The sequence below is a fragment of the Bacteroides sp. AF34-31BH genome (genome assembly GCF_003602795.1).
Lineage (GTDB): Bacteria > Bacteroidota > Bacteroidia > Bacteroidales > Bacteroidaceae > Bacteroides > Bacteroides uniformis.
In genome coordinates, this window is sequence record NZ_QTLV01000011.1 from 21344 (window position 1) to 41741 (window position 20398).

The window sequence follows — 20398 nt, forward strand, 5'->3', positions numbered from 1 at the left end:
AGTTCCGCGAAAACTTTGGTGATTTCGTTTGTTGGTATGCAAACCCAAGAAGTAACGATTAAACCTCATGTAAAGGTAATTTTGAAATCCGATTCTGAGCTGCTTGAAGAGGTTGTGGTTACCGGTTACGGTACATTTAAAAAAGCATCATTTACTGGAGCTGCTTCTACTGTAAACACTTCCACCTTGGAAGATGTACCTGTTCTTTCTGTTGCCGACAAACTTTCTGGTAATGTCGCTGGTGTTACTTTTGGCTCAAGTTCAAGTAATCCGGGTTCTGTAAGCAGTATCCGTGTACGTGGTATGGGTTCCATCAATGCCGGAAACAATCCGCTTTATGTTATTGACGGAACACCGGTCACAAGTGGAGACTTATCCGAGTTCACTTATAGTGATGCAGGAACTGATATTTTGTCTTCACTCAATACCAATGACATCGAGTCTATCACAGTTATCAAAGATGCGGCGGCTGCCTCTCTTTACGGCTCGCGTGCTGCTAACGGTGTTGTGGTCATTACGACGAAAAGCGGAAAACAAGGCAAAACAAATGTAAGTTTCCGTTCCGACTGGGGTTTCTCAAACATGGCAATAGATTATCGTCCTATGCTCGACGGTGACTCGCGCCGCGAACTCTTATGGACCGGTCTCAAGAATTACGGGTTATACACCGGAAACATGTCTGATGCAGATGCCGCAACTTTTGCAGACCAGAACATCGAGGACTTTGCTTCAAAACCCTCGACCGGATGGACGGATTGGAAAGACCTGCTTTTCCGTAACGGTTCTCATCAGAACTACCAGTTGAGCGTATCTGGCGGTAACGACCGTACCAAGTTCTACACCTCAGCTGCTTATACCAATCAGGAAGGTATCATTTATAAACAAGGTCTGGAACGTTTCACTGGTAATGCAAACCTCACTCATAAGTTTGGAGACTTTGAAGTTCAGGTTACAAGCCAATTCTCAAAAGTAAGACAAAACAAAACTAATGAAGCTACCTCCTATGATGGACCTGTGGCCAATTACGCATTCTTCCAAAGCCCCTCATCAACCCCTTATAATGAAGACGGCACATTAAACAATGGTTGCGGCGTATTTGGAGTCAATCCCTTGTATGAAAGAGAACACAGCTCTGACGTTTATACCCTGATGAAGGCATTCAATACAATCAAGTTGACCTATAATATTTGGGACAAGTTGAATTTAAGTGAAAAGATTGCTTATGATTACGCACAAGGTACCAATGATGTCCTTTGGGACAGACACTCAAACAATGGTGCCCCCGGTGGTGTCATGCAGCGTATCGTCAATCGTAATGACCAGCTGAATACACAAACCCAGCTCTCTTACATCAACTCTTTCGGTCTGCACAATATTGATGCCCTGCTTGGTTTTGAAACACAAGATACGGAATATGCTTTCAACTACATGGCAGGCCAAGACTATCCGGGTGATTTGTACGAATTGACAAATGCCGGTTCAACAAGTGCCGAAACCAACAGACAGAGCTATCGCATGACTTCGTTCCTCGGACGTGCCAATTATAACTACGCAGACAGATATTATCTCGGTCTCAGCTATCGTACCGACGGAAGTTCACGTCTGGCAAGAGAAAACCGTTGGGGAAGTTTCTGGTCGGTTTCCGGAGCATGGAGATTCATAGACGAAAGTTTCCTAAATCCCGTCAAGAGTGTATTGACAGATGGAAAGCTCCGTGTGTCATACGGTGTAAACGGAACGCAACCATCAGACTATTACGCTTATATGAATCTTTATAAATATGGAATCATATACAATGGACAGTCAGGAATGTCAATCGTCGGAATTGCAAACCCAGACCTGAAATGGGAAAAGAACAAAACATGGAATATCGGTCTCGACCTTTCATTCATTGACCGTATCTCTGTAACATTCGACTACTATCAGCGTAAAACCAGCGACCTTATATACGACCTCCCCGTATCACAAGTTGGCGGATATTATGATGGCAATTATGGATATACCACTCCGCAAAACATCGGTTCACTGAAGAACTCCGGTTTTGAGTTGACCATTACATCAACCAATTTCAGAAACAAGGATTTCACGTGGACCACTTCTCTGAACATGGCACACAACAGCAACAAACTGACCAAATTGGATGGCCAGCAGAATGAAATCGTATCAGGACCGCTGATTCACCGTGTAGGCGAACCTTACTATTCATACTATGTTTATGAATACGCCGGAGTCGACACCGAGACCGGTAAAGAAATGTTCTATCTGAATGACGGAACAGAGAATGCCCGCAAGACAACTACAAATATCTCTGAAGCCAACAAAACTATTGTAGGCAAGCATCAGGCTAGTATAGAAGGCGGTCTTACCAACAACCTCAAATGGAAGTTTATCGACTTGGGCTTCACTTTCACTTATTCATTGGGTGGTGATGCTTTTGACTACTCCACTTGGCAGCACTCCAATGGCGGTTCATATCTATACGGTGGTGCCGTACCGACATACTATGACATCTCAAAGATGTGGACCGGCCCGGGCGACACGAATGCCACATTGCCTAAATTTGAATATGGAAGCGCAGCTTCACTGTCTTCACGCTGGCTGATGCCTACTGATTATCTACGTCTGAAGAACCTCACATTAGGTGTAAGCATTCCGCAAAACTATATCAGCAAGCTTGGACTCAGCAAGGCCAGAATCTACTTCTCTGGTTCCAACCTGCTTACATGGAAGTCTAAAGACTTATTTGTAGATCCGGAAATGCGTGTAGACGGACTATGCACATTTGAGACTCCGGCTTTGAGAACATATACATTCGGAATAGAATTGAATTTCTAACTAATAAAGATACGAAAATGAAAATATTAAAGACATTATACACAGCAACGCTTTGCGCAGCTATGGCAGTCAGCACTTCATCATGCCTCAACAGTTGGCTGGATCAGTCACCCGCAGACGGAATAGACGCTGAAACCGCAATCAAGAACAGCGATGATTTGGCCAATGTGCGGACGGGACTTTATGCTGCCGTTAAAGGTAACAGTAGCCTGATTAATTATTATGGACGCCTCATGTTCGTATACGGTGACATGAGAGGGGAAGATATCCAATATGAATATAACGGTGGAAGTGGAAGAGCAAACTTCTACTATTATATGGAATATACAACTGCCGACAATTTCACCACCTCAACAGCCGTATGGCAGATGCCTTATGTAGTCATAGCACGCGCCAACCGTCTGATTCAGGCAGCAGAAAGTGGCAACCTGACCGACGCGGCAGAGGCAAAAGCCACTATTGACCAATATGATGCAGAAGCAAAAGTTCTGCGCGCCATGGCACTGTTTGACCTTACACGTATCTACGGTAAACCTTATACGGTAGATCAAGGCAGCTCACTCGGTGTGCCCATCGCTACCTCCCCGCTGGAATCGACAGAAAAGCCAAGCCGCAGCACGGTAGCCCAATGTTATGAGGCTATTGAAAAGGATTTGACAGATGCAATCAACTCAAATGCACTGCCCAAAACCAATGAAGTGGGTTATGTCAACCTTTGGGCTGCCAAAGCCTTGCAGGTACGTGTATATATGACAAAAGGCGAATGGAGCAAGGCTTTATCCGTAGCAGAAGACATCATATCAAACTCGTCTTACAAACTTTGGGAACCGTCAGAATATGTTGCTGCATGGAGCAAAAGTGATGCCAATCATTCAAAAGAAATCATGTTCGAGATTTCCATCAACAACAATACTGACTGGACAGACCGTGAAGGCATTGCCTACTTATATGCCGACAAGGCTGGCGCTTCTCCCGGATATGGAGATGTAATTGTCACAAAAGACTTCTCTGACATGCTTACATCCGACCCGGCAGACATCCGTAACGACATATTATTGGCTGCGGCAGCAGGAGGATTTGACAAACGCAAAGTTTACATCAACAAAATGCCTGCTGTAAACGGAGATGTACGTTACTCCAATGTCCCATTGCTACGCTTGTCAGAAGTTTACTTGTCAGCAGCAGAAGCAGCTTTCCAAGCCGGAGACAAGAACAAGGCTGCCAACTTGCTGAATGATATCATCTCCAACCGTACAACGGATGAAAGTAAACAAGTAACCAGCGGAAACATCACATTAGACCGCATCTACATTGAACGCCGCAAGGAACTTGTAGGTGAGGGACAGCGCTATTTCGATGTTATGCGCCGAGGTGAAACTGTTACACGCTACACAGACGTTAATGCCAGAGGATGGCACGACGTATTGAGCGAAGAAGCGCGTACATTCAATCGAGATTCCAAGAAAGCGCTCCCATTGATTCCCGTAGGTGAAATCAATGCCAATCCGAACATAGAACAAAATCCAGGCTATTAATCAATAGTAGCCTAAAGAAACTTGGGAATTTTCCCAATGTGTTTTTATAAATAAAGTGTTTAGAGGAGGTGTGCCAGTGATGGTATGCCTCCTTCTTTCAATATATCCACCAATATCGGTTTCACTCCGCTGACAAAACACTCAACGGCAATAACCATCAGAATAAGCCCCATCAGACGCATCATCACATTGTTTCCCGTCTCACCCAAGATTTTGACCAGCCGTGTGGAAGCACGCAATATGAAAAAGGTAATCAGATAAATAAAGGCAATCATTCCTATAAGAACTCCTTTCATCTGAATGGTATGGGCATCCTGCATCAGCACAATGGCATTGGCTATGGCACCTGGACCACAAAGCATCGGAATTCCAAGAGGAGTAATGGAAATATCATCGGCATAAGTCTTGATTTCCTCGTCTTTCAGCTTCATTGGGGTATAACGGGCTTGCAGCATATCGAAGCCAATCTTAAAGATAATAACTCCACCGGCAATACGGAAACCATTGGTAGAGATACCGAAGAACTTAAAGAGGAACTGTCCCGCAAACGTAAAAACCATAATCGTAATAAAGGCAACCAAAGTGGCGCGCGATACTACCGACTGCCGTTCACGGTCTGTCATTCCATGCGTCATGGTCAAAAACACCGGCATGGTGCCGAGAGGGTTTGTCAACGTAAAGAAGGAGGTAAAACAAAGTAAAGCGAAAGGTAAGATTGTGTCCATAGCTGTATAATATACGTTTCTGCAGACAAAAGTACAACTAAAAATTTCAATGTCACAAAATCTGCATCAATTCTTTCAGATTACTGATATGATAAGTCGGTTGGAAAGGCAGTTCTTCCTTCCCTGTTACATTATAAAACACTTGGTGCATGCCCACTCCTTTGGCTCCTGCCACATCATTCTCCCAACTATCGCCTATCATCAAAGAATCACGCACTTCGGATTGTGTGGCAGAAAGTGCAAAATGAAAGATTTCGGGCCAGGGCTTCAAGACACCGATGTCATCAGAGAGAACAATCTTCTTAAAAAAGCGGTCGATATCCGCCGAACGCATCTTATGACATTGCAGCTCTTGGAAACCATTGGAAAGGATATAGAGGTTGTATTTCTCTGCCAAATATTCCAGTACCTCATACGCATGCGGCATCAGCCTGCTTTTTGTGGGAATGACCGAAAAGAAATCATCAGAAAAAGCCTCGGCCAAAGCTGCATCCCCCGCCCCTACTGCCTCCAGAGGATATAGGAAACGCTGGCGGTTCAACTCTTCCTTACTGACCTGCCCCCTACCGTATTCTTCCCATAGCTCTACATTGCGATACTGATAAAGTGTATAGAAATGCTGGAAAGACCGAAAGAAACGGTCATAATCATACTTCTGATACATCTCTTCGAATGTATCGCGTGCATTAAGGGAAAATGCCCAAAGCGTATCGTCCAGGTCAAAAAATAGGTTCTTATATTGGGATGCCATAATTTAAAGGAAAGGGATATATAAAAATAGACGCAGATTATCAATTCCAATAACCTGCGTCCGTTCTGTATCAGTCTATAACAGTATTATTTTACCTGGATTACCAAATACTTGGACACACTCCAGAAGTCTTTCGGATTTGTAATCTTCAAAGTCAACTGTCCTTTATCATCCTTCTCCAACGCATAAGAGCCAGCAGGATGAGTAGTCAAGATATCAGCATCTTTAGAGTATAGTTTAATCTCTTTTGTCGTACGGATATCCACTTGTGTAAAGTAGTCCTTGTTGATATCAGAATCTTTCAGCACTTGGCCTTTTTTGAAAAGGCCGGTATTTGTCAATATCTTCTGGTCTTTCAGCTCCTTCTTTGTGCCAAACACAAACCAAGCTGTGTTAAGTGCCTTATCTTGCTCGGCAACGGTTTTGGCCTTCGCCTCATTTTCGGCAGTCAATTCCTCCTTCTCACTAGACAAGCCGGTTACGGCAGCATCCAGTTCCTGGATACGGATATTCTTGGAAGCCAGCTCAGCCTGCAATTCTTCAATACGCTGGGTCTTTGCCACCAACTCCTGAGTCAAAGATTCTACAGCCCTCTTCAACTGGGCAGAGTTATTCTTACTGTTCTTCAACATAGATTGCAGTTTGGCAATCTGTTCCTTGTTCTCTTCCATCTGTTTACGGATAAATTCAATGTCCGACGCAATCTGCTGCTTGGCATTCAAAGAGCCTTCTGCCACAGCACCACGCTGCAAATCCACACGGCTCTCTGCTGCATTAATCTGGCGGAATCCCTCTGAAATATCATTGAAAGTGCCCATCATCTCGTCCAATTCAGCATTACGCTGAGTCAGTTCCATCAATAAAGAATCATTTTCAGCTTTCAGCTGGTTCTTACTGCCACCAGAAAAGCTGTCACACGAAGCCATTACAGCCGCGCATACAATTAAAACTGCTAACTTTTTCATACGCTTTCGTTTTACGTTTGGTTAATGAAGTTATTTAATCGTCTATTCCTGCTACTACAATCACAATTTCACCGCGCGGTTCGTTCGCCGTGAAATGTTCAATCAATTCTGTAAGCGTTCCACGCACCGTTTCTTCGTGCATCTTTGAGATTTCCCGCGAAACAGAAGCCTGACGTTCGGCACCGAAATGTTCGGTAAACTGCGTCAAAGCTTTTACCAATCTGTGGGGAGACTCATAGAACACCATGGTACGACGCTCCTCGGCCAATGCCTTCAGGCGGCTCATCCTTCCTTTCTTCTGTGGAAGGAAACCTTCAAAACAGAACTTCTCATTCGGCAGTCCGGAAGCCACCAATGCCGGTACAAAAGCTGTCGCTCCCGGCAGGCATTGCACTTCGATGCCGTTACGCACACACTCTCTGACTACCAGAAAGCCCGGGTCGGATATACCCGGCGTACCTGCATCCGAAATCAAAGCTACAGTTTCTCCCCCCTTTATTCTATTAATAACACTTTCAACCGTTTTATGTTCATTAAATTTATGGTGAGATTGCATCGCATTCTTTATTTCGAAGTGTTTCAGCAATATGCCGGAGGTACGTGTATCCTCAGCAAGTATCAAATCCACTTCTTTCAGAATCCGGATAGCACGGAATGTCATATCTTCCAAATTTCCTACCGGGGTAGGTACTACATAAAGTTTTCCCATACTTATCGGTTGTTTAGCTGAAATATTTTTTGAGGAGTTCCATAAAATCGACGGCGGCTTCATTTTCTTCATCCGGGTACACTTCCGAAGCAAAAATATCCATAGCCTTGTCCAAAGAAGGAGCCTCACCCAAACGTCGTACCACTTCATTCATCCGTGCAGCATCGCCTGCGAACAGTTCGCGGACAAAACGGAATGAATCGTTCAGACTGATGGCATGTTTCAAATCCTTGGCAGGCTTGATACGTTCTGCCAAAATAGGAACTGTTTCCGGTTCCTCACATACCATCTTCACTGTATCAGGAACGACTGGTTCGACCGGAGAAATCGGTTCGGTCAAAGGAGTAGTAACAGCAGGGGAGTCCTCCAGGGGCGACACAACAGCCGTTGGCGCCTCCTCAAGCAGTTCTTGCAACGCCTCCAAGCGTGCCTTCATCTGCTGGATATTCCGTTTTGCCACAATCTTCAATGTCGGATTGGCATCACTTGAAATGGCCTGCATCAAACATTTCAATTCCTGAATATCTAATTCTATGTCGTTTAATAGGGTTTGCATATCCTTTACACAGTCCGTGTTAGCGCTACAAATGTAGAAATAAATAATGAAAAAATATCGGAAAGCAAACAAAAGTGTTACTTTTGCGCTTAAATATAACACTCAAAAACATGGTATTATTTTCAGAAGATCATATACAGGAAACCAAACGCAGGGGAAGAATTGAGGTCATTTGCGGTTCCATGTTCTCCGGCAAAACCGAAGAGCTGATAAGGAGACTGAAACGGGCAAAATTTGCCAAACAACGCGTAGAGATATTCAAGCCTGCCATAGACACCCGTTATTCCGAAGCCGATGTCGTATCGCATGACAGTCATTCCATAGCCTCCACTCCCATCGACTCGTCTGCCAGCATTCTGCTCTTCACTTCAGAAATAGATGTAGTGGGCATTGACGAAGCCCAGTTCTTTGACAGTGGCCTGATTGATGTATGCAACCTGCTTGCCAACAATGGTATACGCGTCATTGTAGCCGGACTGGATATGGACTTCCGCGGTATTCCATTCGGCCCTATGCCGGGACTGTGTGCCATTGCAGACGAAGTTTCCAAAGTACATGCCATCTGTGTGAAATGCGGACAACTCGCCTCTTTCTCCCACCGCACCGTCAAGAACGACAAGCAAGTGCTGCTGGGAGAAACCGAAGAGTATGAACCGCTATGCCGGGAGTGCTATCAGCAAGCCATCCAAACCGACCAAAAGGAAAGCGGTCATTAAAGAATACAAAAAACAGAGCATTATGGAACGCAAAAAGATTACATTCGACAGTTTTATCCGCGGTGTCATACTCGGTGTCATCATTATCGGCATCCTTATGCTCTTCAAGCGTCTGAGCGGCGTATTGCTGCCATTCTTCATCGCATGGCTCATTGCCTATCTGATATACCCCCTGGTCACCTTCTTCCAGTACAGATTAAGGCTCAAGAACCGGGTCATATCCATCTTCTGCGCCTTGTTCAGTATTCTGATTGCAGGAGGAGCCGCGTTCTATCTGCTTGTGCCTCCCATGATGGACGAATTCGTCAGGGTAAAAGATTTGGTAATAGACTACTTTTCCAACGGAACCCACGACGGCAATGTACCCAAAACACTCTCTGAATTCCTTCGTGAGAACATAGACACCCAGTTCGTCACCCAATTGTTCAAGGAAGAAAATATGCTGAACGCCATCAAGGAAACCGTTCCCCGACTCTGGTCCTTGTTGTCAGAATCCGTTAATCTGCTGTTCAGTTTCTTCACTTTCTTCCTCATTCTTCTCTATATAGTTTTCATATTGCTGGATTACGAAAGCATTGCCGAAGGATGGACCCACCTGGTACCGCAAAAATACCGGCCTTTCGTAGTCAGTGTGATGAACGATGTAAAAGACGGCATGAACAGGTACTTCCGCGGACAAGCGTTCGTGGCATTGTGTGTCGGTATTCTGTTCAGTATAGGTTTTCTGATTATTGATTTCCCACTGGCCATTGGGCTCGGCTTGTTCATCGGCGCTTTAAACCTAGTGCCTTATTTGCAGATTATCGGCTTTATACCTACCATTGTACTGGCCATACTGAAAGCAGCGGATACGGGAGGGAACTTCTGGATTATCATTGCATCGGCCCTTGCTGTATTCATAATAGTACAAGTCATTCAAGACGGATTCATCGTACCGCGTGTCATGGGGAAGATTACGGGCCTGAACCCTGCCATCATCCTACTGTCTTTATCAATTTGGGGCTCATTGATGGGTATGCTGGGTATGATTATAGCACTTCCGCTTACCACCCTTATGCTCTCCTACTATCAACGTTTCATCATAAACAGAGAAAAAATTCATAAGTTTGAACAGACTGATAATCAACAAGAAGAGTAAAAGCAGAAGTCGTTCCCAAAACTTTTTCCCTTAATCCATTTGTTTTTTAAACAAAAGTACCTATCTTTGCACCCGCTTAACAGCAATAAGGTCTGAATCGCTAGCTCAGCAGGTAGAGCACAACACTTTTAATGTTGGGGTCTTGGGTTCGAGCCCCAAGCGGTTCACTTGAAAATCAAGCAGTTATCTAAATCAGATAGCTGCTTTTTTCGTTTAAAACACTATATTTTGCTACGTTTGTGTAAGCGGGGAGCAGTAGAAATCTGTGTGTAAACCGGAAACCGAATGAGCGAAACAATTAAAGTTCTGTGTTACAAGTCTAAAGCTCTTAATAATGGAGAATATCCACTTATGTTATGTTTCTGTAAAGACCGCAAAAGTAAGTTTCAAAGTCTTGGTATATCCATAAAAGCGAAATTATGGGATTTCAAGATAAACCCGCCAAAAACTAAATGCCCGAATCGTGAGAGAATAACCATTCTCATCAACGAAAGAATCAATGAGATACAAAAGGCCGCTTTGGATAAGAGAATAGCAGGTAAGGACTTCCCTATTACAAGAATCTACGGTTATCTGCGATTGTTATCAGTCCCATTCACATAAAGTTACCAAGCTAAGCAAGCAGACCGCCCAAAGAGCACTCCACAAAAAGGAGATACTGAAAATCATGCAATATAAAGGCAACTCCCCTATGAAATGTATTACAGTGGACTTATTTGTGTTTTCATGCCTCACCGCCGACATTAATTTTATAAACATAGTTAATAGAAAAAAACGAAAAAAGGCACTATAAGATATTTTGCATTTACACAAATATCTTACAGTGCCTTTTTCTTAGAAGACATCTACAACATTATGAACCGAACCGAAAGTTTAGAAGCTGTCAACAAGCCCGATTTAAACTTAGTTCTTTGGCTATTCTGCAATTATACCGACGCTACAGAACACAAAACAGTACCAACAAAGTTTTCGAACCTCTAAAAACTCAATACTCGCTTTTCTGCTTTGCCATATTGCTTTAATAGTACATCCACCTTACCTTTCAATAAATCAGGAGATGCTTCTATCCTAATTTCTTTCTTTTCGCCCGGCATAAGCGTGATATAATTATCAGACATTATGATAGGGAGTATGCGCTGTCCACTTGTTCCATTTACCAAACGTAAACGATTAGCAAAAGACACAGTTTGCGAATGATTCTCCAGAACAAGAGTCATAGTTCCTTTTGAGATTAAGGCATTACGCAATGTACAAATTAAATTTGTTTCTGGCAATGCATTGAAATCTTTATAATCCAAATCATTCATTCCATTTCTCCAATAAAAATTTTCAGACAACAAATAGCCCTTATCATCCAATAACTGCAAACGGATAAAATGAAGGGGAGTCAACTCATGAGAGGTTGTAAAATCCAAAACAAAAGCTTCTGCCGTATTACTAGCCGATATATCTAGCCATTTTGTCTGACTACACTCAACGGCTTCATCTCCATTCAGACTGTATACAGCCGCCTTAGCACAAATATTCTTTAAATCTTTAGCTGTTGTATTGATGACCTTAATGCTATTATTAGAAGCATTCCACTGAATATGTAAATGCTCACAAGCCTTTTTAGCTCCCCAATATGCACCAGTAAGATCATAATAGTAATCATATGTTTGCCATACAAAAGATGGATAAGCGGGATGACTCATCCAAAGTAGCAATCCAGAAGCATCATTCCACATCTTATCATTCCAAGCCTCATACATGCCTTTCACCACTTCTATATTCAGCAACTGAGCTTTTTCGCAAAATTCTTCCAAATTATCAGATTCCCCGAATTGCTCATTTACAGCTTTCTTATAATCTGTAGGCTTGGCATTCCAAGCCTCTTTTCCAAAAAAGTGTTTATTCCATATTGTATTAGGATCATTCTGCAACTGCTCATCTGTAGGCAACGGCCACCAGTCTTTTTCAGGAATAAATTCACGTACACTTTCGAAAGTAGGAAATGTAGCTGTCCCTATTTCTGAGCGTAACCCATATCCATGATCCATTCCATACGGATAAGCAGGTTGCGCAAATGCCAAGTTACTAGCAGAAGTTTCAAAATGATGTTTCGGAGGGAAATTTGCCCACCAACCACTACCGGACAAACCATCTTTATTGGAACAAGATTTATACAAACGGTCATTGTTGTCTTCCCGTGCAATCATTTCGCGCAAATAACTATCCAAATCAGGATTAGGGTGCGTTTCATTGGCTCCACACCATAAGGCTATGGAAGCATGGTTGCGCAAACGCCTCACTTTATCAAGTGCGTTAGCTTTAAAAGCCTCGGGCTGCGCCACATTATTGTATGCCACATATATCCAAAAATCATCCCAGACCATAATACCATATTGGTCACAATAATCGTAAAATTCATCATCAGTTACACAACCAGTCCATAACCTAATCATATTATAATTCAAATCTTTGTGCAATTTTATAACGGTCTCGTATTCTTTTCCATGACGACGAAGTAAATATTCGCTCATCCCCCAATTACCACCTTTAAGAAAAATACGCTGTCCATTAATATAAAAATGCATCACAGGATAACCTACAGAATTATCCACCATTCTGTAATCATATTTACGAATACCAAAAGTTATATTCTGTTTATCGGATACTTTTCCGTCTATTTTACAAGTTAACTCACAATTATAAAGATTAGGTTCTCCATAACCATTAGGCCACCACAATTTGGGAGTATCTACAACTAACTGTTTAAATTCACTTGCAGAAAAACTAATATTCTCTATTGTATCAGCTGCCAATTGAATCGTTTTAGAAAAACGAATATTACCAGGTTTAATTATTCCAGATAAGGTAACATCTATAGGAGAATCGGATGTATTTTTCAAGTTTGTTGAAATAGACAACTTCGCCCGTTGCAAGGATGGCAAATCTGAACGTACCCAAGGATCCACCATCACTACGTCACCTGTAATAGCCAAATAAACATTCCCCGTTATGCCGGCCAAACGTCCAGGTACATAGGGCATCCAATCCCAACCGGCACCAGCCAAATAACTAGGACTACAAGCTATTCCATAAGGATCTTTAGCAGTGCGGGTTTTCTTTTGATCAGCATCGGCAATTAAAACAGCTACTACATTTTCACCATTTCGGTTCAATAATTCCGTTACATCAAATTTGGAACGCAACATGTGTCCACTCACATCTTTTGTAGATGTTTGGCTACCAGAAATCTTGATTCCATTAAAATAGAAAGTTGCAAAACGGTTTGTATTATCAAAACATAACCAAACCCGTTGTCCTTTAGAATAACTTTTAGGAAGCTCAAATTTTGTACGATACCAAAAAGGTCGATTATAAAATGTTTCATCCACTTTATAAATGTTATCTGCATAGTTAGGATCCTGCTCCTTGCCAGATTCAACATATGCAGTAAATATAATACCTGGTACAACTCCTTGTACACAATCCTCCATTTCAAACTCTGATGTAGATATATGTTCTCCCTTTACCCCCTCTAAATCTGCTTGAGGTTTTACTTGCCAAACGATCTCATCAGAACTGTTAAGAGACATTTTTATTACTTGAGCAAGTGTAGGCTGAAGAAATAAAAACATACTACTCAAAATTAAAATTAAATCTTTTCTTTTCATATTTACATTCTAAATATCACTTAACACATAAATTCTTTATATACAAAGTCTTAAATCCAAACGATGGAATAGTTAGTTGAATTTCATCCCCCAACTTGACAACTTTGGTAGAACGTCCATCCAGCTCTACCCATCGCAAATCTTCATAGTTACCTCTTATCCGCAACTCTGCGATTTTATTTCCAATTCCTGTATTGGCAATACGAAGGCATGTATTGTCTTTATCTATATAGCAAGCCATGATTTCATATCCTTGTTGACTAAATTCAAATAAAGAGGCTGAAGCTTTTTGAACATTGGAAACATTCAATGTAAGCAAAGGCTCATTCCAGCGAATATTATGTTGAGGAACATCAGCAGATCGCCAATCCCCAGAATGAGGAAGAATCGCATAATGAACAATTGTAGGCTCTGCTATTTTGTAATTACGTCCCCATAAGCCTATCCCTGAATACTGGACTGTCAATCCTAAAGGATAGTTTTTGCCATGCAAATAACTCGTCGTATGATCGGAAAAAAGAGAGATTCCATTTTGTGCAGTTTCATCAATGTTATCTACCCAATTCAAAATAATATTATGCTTTATTTCATCCCATGAATTAAAAAATGTATCTTCTTCCCGACTTCTGCAAACATCCAGTGGAGCATTTTTATCAAGAATACCTCCATTCACTATAGAAGGAAAAAGCAAATGAAGCTTATACTTATCATTATAGAAAGCCTTCACTGGATTTTCAGCTTTAAATTCCCCTATAGTCTCTTTTCCAATCTGTACATTGCTTTCCCAATTAATATGTAACTCACAGTCTATCAAATCTCCATCTTTAGTAAAAGAAAGAATTTGCGAATACGGTTGTCCTGCTATTTTACTATCAATTTGTACTTTTGCCTTGAAAGGATTATCAACTAGAATTGTTACTCTAGCCATTGTAGAAGAAGAACTTATAAACTTTTTTTGTTCTGCAAAATATCCGCGCAAAGTATTAAAAAAGTAAGGTGATGATTTATCAATAAATTCTTTATTGCCCAAGTACTTGACCTTCAAGCTTTCAATAGCCCCCCCACATCTAGGATTAATAACAACACAATATTTCTCTGTATCTATTACATATTTCCCATTTTTTTCGGAAATCATGCCACCTTTAATATTCTGAGATTGATTTATTATCTCTTCCCATAGATAAATGGTATAGCCCATTGCCGGAACCTCAGCATCAAATGTGTACTCTTTATGAGTTTTAGGGTGACTAACTGTTACAATTTCCTTTCTTGGATAACCAAGTGTATTAAATATCAAAACGCCATCAGTCCCAATGACATTATCACAAAACGAATGCGCAGAGCTATTTATGATTTTGTTTCCATAATTCTCCGAAACAGAAGTCCAGTCACGAACTTTATCTGCCCAAGTCTCTCCTTTCCCACCATTATAGGGCACTATCCAACAGTCGTGATGTTGGGAAAGTAATAAGCCTCTCCAAGCTTCCCTAAATTTCCAATAATCCCAATTTAAACCTTTCCACAAATGCGCCATTGTAGCTATTTTTTCGGATTGAGGCAATAAATTCTCTATATAACGTACGCGCTGAGCTATTTTTTGTAACACTTGTGCTCCCCAAACCAAACTAACCCGAATATCTTCTTGTGACATTCTCCATTCTTGAAGCTGAGTAGTAGGTTCATATTTCTTAAAATAATCACTCCACAGAGTAAACTCTACCGGCATATAATGCCCTGACATCTTCAACCAAGGTCCTCCACGCCATCCAGCATCTTGCAAGCACATTCCAATAGGATATTTCACTCCCGATTTAAAAGCATCTCGTACATATTCCTTAGAATGTCTCCAAGCATTGGTTTGCCAAGTAGATTTTTTTTCTAATTTTTCTGATTCATAACGAGGTACACACAAAACTTCGCTTCCATCTGCCGCTTTCCAAACTATAAAATTCTGATTTCCAAAGGCTGTTGTATATCCTCCCCAACAAGTATTTGGATTTTTAGAAGATGCATATTTTACACCAAATGAAATTAAAATTGCAGGTAAAGCAGCTGTAAAACAAGGTTCTTCACTTGAGTAAGTGTGAAAAAGAACATCAGGAAAATGTTCTCTCACCTTTTCCAGCCCTATTGAAAATTGACGAATTGTACTTTCAGCAGAACAATTGAATAAATAACTCTGAGCATAACTTGGGTTGACATATTCAATGCGTGAAATCGAATCTTGTATGATTTCAGCAAAGGCATTATAATATAATGGATCTTCTATTCGCTCTTTGTCCCATGTTTCTGGTTCTATTTCCAGATTAATTTTCCAATTTGAATGTTTCTGTAATTGCTTCACTATAAAACGGGTATACCCTTTTGGATAGTGACCATAAACTCCCCCATGATACCCATCTATAAAATAACTTTGTTGGGCCTCCAAAGTCATTGTTATCAATAAAAGTCCCAAAAGCGGCAATGCTTTCCATTTATTCTTCATAAAATTATAAGTTATAAGTTTACAATAAAAATATCAATATAGCCAAACAGTCTTTTAGTTTTACACGTAACTTTTTTAATGCAATACCAATTTGGTTATCTACTGTGCTGACAGACAAATGGAGTTTTTCTGCTATTTCAGAATATTTCAAACCTTCAACTCTACTTAACATAAAAATCTCTCGACATTTTTCAGGAAGTGATTGAATAGCTTCATCTATTCTCTGTTCTAAGTTATTGTCTGACATTAAATTTTCATCGATTGCTTCCAAAGCTTCCAAATTCAGTTCATACTCCATCATTTCCAATAAACAATAATAAGTTCGTCCTTTACGCAATTGTTGTCGTAAAAAATCAATCGAGCGATTCTTAATTAAAGTAAATAGAAAAGCGTTGAGATTAGTTACTGTATCAAGATAAGTAGAGTTGTCCCACAGATACACGAATATGTCTTGCACCAGATTTTTAGCATCTTCCACATTACCTACATATTCTGTAGCGAAACGACATAACCTCGGATAATAAGAACTATATATTTCCGAGATTTTTTTTCTACTTTCACTTATTTCCATTATAAATTTAAAACTAACATAAGCTTTTTACTTACAGTCTTTGATAAAATAGTAAATGCAAACAATACATAAACCCAAAAATAGTTAATAAGGTTTCTAAATAGTTTCTATGGAATCAAGCCCCATTTTTTATTGGGTTTATCCCCCATAAAAAGTTCCAAAGTTGATCCATTCAATATGTCTTCATGCATCAGATAACATTTATTATAATTCATCCCATTTAGCTTAGCAGATTGTATATACATATTTTCTACAGAATTGTTATGCACTTTAATGGTGAAAATCTTGTTAGTAGCAGGTACCTCAAAAAGGATTTCAGAAAATATAGGAGAAGATATCTCATAGCGATTATCACCGGGACATATAGGATATAATCCGGAAGAAGCCAACACATACCAAGCCGACATCTGCCCGGCATCTTCGTTGCCCACTAAACCTTCTACTGAATTGAAATATGCATTATTACAAATAAAACGGGCCCAGTACTGTGTCAACCAAGGTTTACCCAAGCGATTAAACAAAAACGGCACATGGTGTACTGGTTCATTAGCATGATTATAAAAACTGTTCCACAACAGATCTTTAGGAGTTTTAGAAAAGAAATCTTCCAGTTTTTTCAAGATATTTTCTTTGCCACCAACCAATTCTATCAGTCCTGGTAAGTCGTGTGGCACAAACCAGCCCTGCTGCAATGGATTACACTCCATACAACCATAAAACTCATGTAACATACCATCTTTCGGCCAACTCACCCAATCCCCATTTGCTTTACGAGGACGAAACCATTTTTTTGAGTGATCAAAAATATTACGATACATTTGAGAACGATTCAGTAAAGTATCGGCTTCAATATTATATCCTAAATCTTTAGCATACTGTGCCGCACACCAATCAGCATAAGCATACTCCAACGTATTGGATATAGATAAAGCTGTAGTATCATAACCGATCTTCCAGGAAGTAAATTTGTTTGATGAATTCATAGCATAGCGCATTGCCTTGTCAGTATCATAATTCCTAATTCCTTTTCTGTAGGCATCAGCTAAAACAGATAAAGCAGGATTGCCTAACATACATCCACTATAAGCATTTAACAATTCCCAACGTTCAAAATACTCGCGCCCACTTTCCTCTGCCAAAGTGATCAAAGAATTCAATTCATCATTAACCAGTTTCGGATTAATTATAGTTTGCAATGGCATTTGAGAACGAAAAACATCCCAACCGCTAAATACAGTACGTTTAGTAAAACCATCAGCTCGGTGTATTTTACCATCTCCCCCTACATAACGTCCATCAACATCAGTAAATATACGAGGATCTATCATAGTATGATACAAAGAAGTATAAAAAATAGTTTTCTCATTTTCTGAGACTCCTTTTATTCTTATTTTAGCCAACGCTTTATCCCATAACTCTGCAGCACGTTTACGCACAGTTTGAAAATCAATTCCTTCAATTTCTTTCTCGAAATTGTTTCGAGCCCCTTCTAAATCTACAAAAGAGATTCCAACTTTAAGTGTTACCTCTTCACTTCCATAAGTTTCAAAATCAGAAAAGAAACCGATATGCTTACCTGAAAATTGTTTCTTGCCGTGAAAAATTTTAGCTTGTGCCACTCGTTGCAGATATTTCAAGCTTTGCACCTCATCGCGCTTACGCACCCATCCATTAGGTATATCAGCACTCCAAAAACCATATTTCTCCAAAGGTTTACTAAATTCTCCATAAAAATATAACATATAAGAAACATTGCCTTCTCCATTTCCCCATCCCCCTTCTTCGGGTGTACATTCGATATAGCCAGCTATATGATGCTCATCCAACACTTCGAGATACTGAAAACGAGAAGCCCCTCCCACACGACGAGCAAGATCTATTTGGATACGTGACTGTTTATTTTGCGGATAAGTAAATTTCATGATACCGCAATGAGGAGTAGCCGATGTTTCAACCTTGATCCTATAATCTGTTAATTCAGTATAATAATAACCGGCTTCAGCTTTCTCAAACTCTTTAGAATACGACGAACGGAAACCTTTAATGGAACCATCTTCTTTTCCTGCTACTGTCTGCAAAACACCAGTAGTAGGCATCACCAAAAAATTACCTAACTCACCGAACCAGCCTACACCGCTCATTTGTGTTAAAGCAAACCCCTCAATTGTATTATGTTCATAGCTATACCCCGAACCATTATCTCCACCAGAAATAGTATTTGGACTAACCTGCACCATACCGTAAGGAGTTGTGGCGCCCGGAAAAGTTTTTCCTAATCCATGATAAGTACCAGCAGCACTAATGCTTGTACTTGCTCCAATAAATGGATTTACATAAATAGACAGATTATCCTTTTCATCCACATGATTATCACAGCTACTCAGCGTCAGAGCTACTACACAAAGTAAACCACTCAAATTCTTACAACCCAACCTTATATTCTTTAAAAAGCTGTCCATTTATTCTGTTTTTTACTGCAGTTTGAAATTGTCAATCTTACTCTTTCCCTTATTCTTATTTCTACAAATCTTCCCTTATTATCTCAAAAGCAACTTAATATCTTACGAGCTCAAGCCTTCTTTTTCGGACATATAAATATTTGTTTATTCAAGATTATCATTCTTAGGATCATATATTGCAACCGCTACACGAGAATCTGCGCATCCGTAATACAAGAACCATTTATTTTGATGATAGACCAATCCTTCAATAAACACGGTACCAGCAGGGTATTGGCCACTTTTCTCAAAAGAATCGCTGGGAACAAGAAAAGGCTTGTCCAGTATTTGCAAAATCTTTGTCGGCTCTTTTAAATCAAACAATATTTGTCCTGCACAATAAGCATTAGCTGCATAATTAGAATCGCCCCCTTCACCAGCTTTATTCTTTCCATTATATAACAAAATAATGCCATTCTTCCCGATCACTGCAGGAGGACCACATTCGGTCAGGCTACTATCAAAATAGCCTTTCCGAGGGGTATGAAGTTTTAGTAACTCCCCTTTTTCATCCAACATTGGAGTCCAGTCCACCAAATTTTCAGATGTAGCAGCACAAATAGCCTTTTCTCCCCAATACATCAAATATTTACCATTTACTTTAGTAATTACCATTTTACCATCTTTTAACGAAGTAACAATTGAAGCCGATTTAGAAAATGTGTTGAAAAAGCGTCCATCATAGGCTTTGGCAAAAGCTGGACCATATTTCGTCCATGTACGTAAATCTTTGGAAGTGGCAACAGCTAGACGAGGTAACTTTTGATTCCATTGTGTATACAGCATCACGTATAAACCGTCCTCAGTAACTGCAATACGAGGGTCTTCACAACCGCCTGGCCATTCCAAATCTTTTTGACTGTCATTAGCCGGATAAAATATAGGGTATCGTTCGCACTTAAAATGAATTCCATCTTCCGAATCCGCATAGCCCAAACGAGAAGTACGTTGACCGATACCTTTACCCAGGCAGTCCTCTGCACGATAAACAACTACTATTTTATCACCATAGGTAGTTGCTGCCGGATTAAAGGTATCATTTGATTTCCATGCTACAGAATCTTCCGTTAAAGGACAGTAAAAACGAGTCGTAGAATCAGGAGAGATAATAGGATTTACATTAGCTGGCCGTACAAATTCTGCAAGTGGAAAAGAAGGCGTATAAGTCCCAGTCATATCTTTTTTATTGATATTCTGGCAAGCAGTCAACAATAATGTCCCTAAATACAATGTAAAATATAATTTTATTCTCATA

The 20398-nt window shown here is 40.4% G+C and carries 15 protein-coding genes and 1 tRNA gene; 6 read left to right on the plus strand and 10 right to left on the minus strand.

From position 1 onward, the window contains the following. Positions 1-2835, plus strand: a 2835-nt coding sequence (locus DWZ67_RS15275) for a SusC/RagA family TonB-linked outer membrane protein (RefSeq protein WP_262697312.1), incomplete at its 5' end; no start/stop codon positions are given. Positions 2836-2852: 17 nt separating this feature from the next. Then, positions 2853-4370, plus strand: coding sequence for a RagB/SusD family nutrient uptake outer membrane protein (locus DWZ67_RS15280; RefSeq protein ID WP_120139246.1), 1518 nt, complete (start codon positions 2853-2855; stop codon positions 4368-4370). A gap of 59 nt (positions 4371-4429) precedes the next feature. Here DWZ67_RS15280 and DWZ67_RS15285 read toward each other — a convergent pair whose 3' ends face one another. From DWZ67_RS15285 to DWZ67_RS15305, 5 genes are all read right to left on the minus strand, one after another. Next, complete coding sequence (locus DWZ67_RS15285; RefSeq protein ID WP_008665785.1) at positions 4430-5095, minus strand: MarC family protein; 666 nt, start codon at positions 5093-5095, stop codon at positions 4430-4432. Between the two features lie 52 nt (positions 5096-5147). Next, positions 5148-5846 (minus strand): YjjG family noncanonical pyrimidine nucleotidase, encoded by a 699-nt coding sequence (locus DWZ67_RS15290; RefSeq protein WP_120139247.1) that lies wholly within the window; start codon positions 5844-5846, stop codon positions 5148-5150. 86 nt (positions 5847-5932) lie between these two features. Then, positions 5933-6811 (minus strand): hypothetical protein, encoded by an 879-nt coding sequence (locus tag DWZ67_RS15295; RefSeq protein ID WP_057087082.1) that lies wholly within the window; start codon positions 6809-6811, stop codon positions 5933-5935. Between the two features lie 34 nt (positions 6812-6845). Then, on the minus strand, positions 6846-7520 hold the full coding sequence (gene rsmI, locus DWZ67_RS15300; protein ID WP_120139248.1) for a 16S rRNA (cytidine(1402)-2'-O)-methyltransferase: 675 nt from the start codon (positions 7518-7520) through the stop codon (positions 6846-6848). A gap of 13 nt (positions 7521-7533) precedes the next feature. Next, on the minus strand, positions 7534-8076 hold the full coding sequence (locus DWZ67_RS15305) for a hypothetical protein (RefSeq protein WP_120139288.1): 543 nt from the start codon (positions 8074-8076) through the stop codon (positions 7534-7536). Positions 8077-8186: 110 nt separating this feature from the next. Here DWZ67_RS15305 and DWZ67_RS15310 point away from each other — a divergent pair, with 110 nt between their 5' ends. The 4 genes from DWZ67_RS15310 (at position 8187) to DWZ67_RS15325 (ending at position 10533) form a co-directional block, all read left to right on the plus strand. Then, a complete protein-coding gene (locus tag DWZ67_RS15310) occupies positions 8187-8792 on the plus strand; it encodes a thymidine kinase (RefSeq protein ID WP_120139249.1) in 606 nt (201 codons plus the stop codon). A gap of 22 nt (positions 8793-8814) precedes the next feature. Further along, positions 8815-9930: an AI-2E family transporter gene (locus DWZ67_RS15315; protein ID WP_016274192.1), complete on the plus strand. Its 1116-nt coding sequence runs from the start codon at positions 8815-8817 to the stop codon at positions 9928-9930. A gap of 94 nt (positions 9931-10024) precedes the next feature. Continuing rightward, a tRNA-Lys gene (locus tag DWZ67_RS15320) sits at positions 10025-10097 on the plus strand. A gap of 184 nt (positions 10098-10281) precedes the next feature. Then, a complete protein-coding gene (locus tag DWZ67_RS15325) occupies positions 10282-10533 on the plus strand; it encodes an Arm DNA-binding domain-containing protein (RefSeq protein WP_229075241.1) in 252 nt (83 codons plus the stop codon). 374 nt (positions 10534-10907) lie between these two features. On the opposite strand, the gene DWZ67_RS15330 is transcribed toward DWZ67_RS15325, so the two are convergent. From DWZ67_RS15330 to DWZ67_RS15350, 5 genes are all read right to left on the minus strand, one after another. After that, a complete protein-coding gene (locus DWZ67_RS15330) occupies positions 10908-13589 on the minus strand; it encodes a glycoside hydrolase family 2 protein (RefSeq protein ID WP_165852484.1) in 2682 nt (893 codons plus the stop codon). A gap of 16 nt (positions 13590-13605) precedes the next feature. After that, entirely contained in the window at positions 13606-16074 is a 2469-nt protein-coding gene (locus DWZ67_RS15335; protein WP_120139251.1) for a hypothetical protein, read from the minus strand. A 19-nt stretch (positions 16075-16093) separates the two neighbouring features. After that, the gene (locus DWZ67_RS15340; RefSeq protein WP_120139252.1) at positions 16094-16645 is read right to left on the minus strand and encodes an RNA polymerase sigma-70 factor; all 552 of its coding nucleotides are present in this window, start codon (positions 16643-16645) and stop codon (positions 16094-16096) included. Positions 16646-16752: 107 nt separating this feature from the next. Continuing rightward, entirely contained in the window at positions 16753-19104 is a 2352-nt protein-coding gene (locus tag DWZ67_RS15345; RefSeq protein ID WP_120139253.1) for a GH92 family glycosyl hydrolase, read from the minus strand. 144 nt (positions 19105-19248) lie between these two features. Beyond that, positions 19249-20397, minus strand: a complete 1149-nt coding sequence (locus DWZ67_RS15350) for a glycoside hydrolase family 130 protein (protein WP_120139254.1) — start codon at positions 20395-20397, stop codon at positions 19249-19251. Position 20398: the final 1 nt, after the last annotated feature.

Excerpts from the sequence above, each read along its gene's own strand:
- DWZ67_RS15280 (WP_120139246.1), top strand. The coding sequence starts at position 2,853 with ATGAAAATATTAAAGACATTATACACAGCAACGCTTTGCGCAGCTATG.
- DWZ67_RS15285 (WP_008665785.1), bottom strand. The coding sequence starts at position 5,095 with ATGGACACAATCTTACCTTTCGCTTTACTTTGTTTTACCTCCTTCTTT.
- DWZ67_RS15290 (WP_120139247.1), bottom strand. The coding sequence starts at position 5,846 with ATGGCATCCCAATATAAGAACCTATTTTTTGACCTGGACGATACGCTT.
- DWZ67_RS15295 (WP_057087082.1), bottom strand. The coding sequence starts at position 6,811 with ATGAAAAAGTTAGCAGTTTTAATTGTATGCGCGGCTGTAATGGCTTCG.
- rsmI (WP_120139248.1), bottom strand. The coding sequence starts at position 7,520 with ATGGGAAAACTTTATGTAGTACCTACCCCGGTAGGAAATTTGGAAGAT.
- DWZ67_RS15305 (WP_120139288.1), bottom strand. The coding sequence starts at position 8,076 with ATGCAAACCCTATTAAACGACATAGAATTAGATATTCAGGAATTGAAA.
- DWZ67_RS15310 (WP_120139249.1), top strand. The coding sequence starts at position 8,187 with ATGGTATTATTTTCAGAAGATCATATACAGGAAACCAAACGCAGGGGA.
- DWZ67_RS15315 (WP_016274192.1), top strand. The coding sequence starts at position 8,815 with ATGGAACGCAAAAAGATTACATTCGACAGTTTTATCCGCGGTGTCATA.
- DWZ67_RS15325 (WP_229075241.1), top strand. The coding sequence starts at position 10,282 with ATGTTATGTTTCTGTAAAGACCGCAAAAGTAAGTTTCAAAGTCTTGGT.
- DWZ67_RS15330 (WP_165852484.1), bottom strand. The coding sequence starts at position 13,589 with ATGAAAAGAAAAGATTTAATTTTAATTTTGAGTAGTATGTTTTTATTT.
- DWZ67_RS15335 (WP_120139251.1), bottom strand. The coding sequence starts at position 16,074 with ATGAAGAATAAATGGAAAGCATTGCCGCTTTTGGGACTTTTATTGATA.
- DWZ67_RS15340 (WP_120139252.1), bottom strand. The coding sequence starts at position 16,645 with ATGGAAATAAGTGAAAGTAGAAAAAAAATCTCGGAAATATATAGTTCT.
- DWZ67_RS15345 (WP_120139253.1), bottom strand. The coding sequence starts at position 19,104 with ATGGACAGCTTTTTAAAGAATATAAGGTTGGGTTGTAAGAATTTGAGT.
- DWZ67_RS15350 (WP_120139254.1), bottom strand. The coding sequence starts at position 20,397 with ATGAGAATAAAATTATATTTTACATTGTATTTAGGGACATTATTGTTG.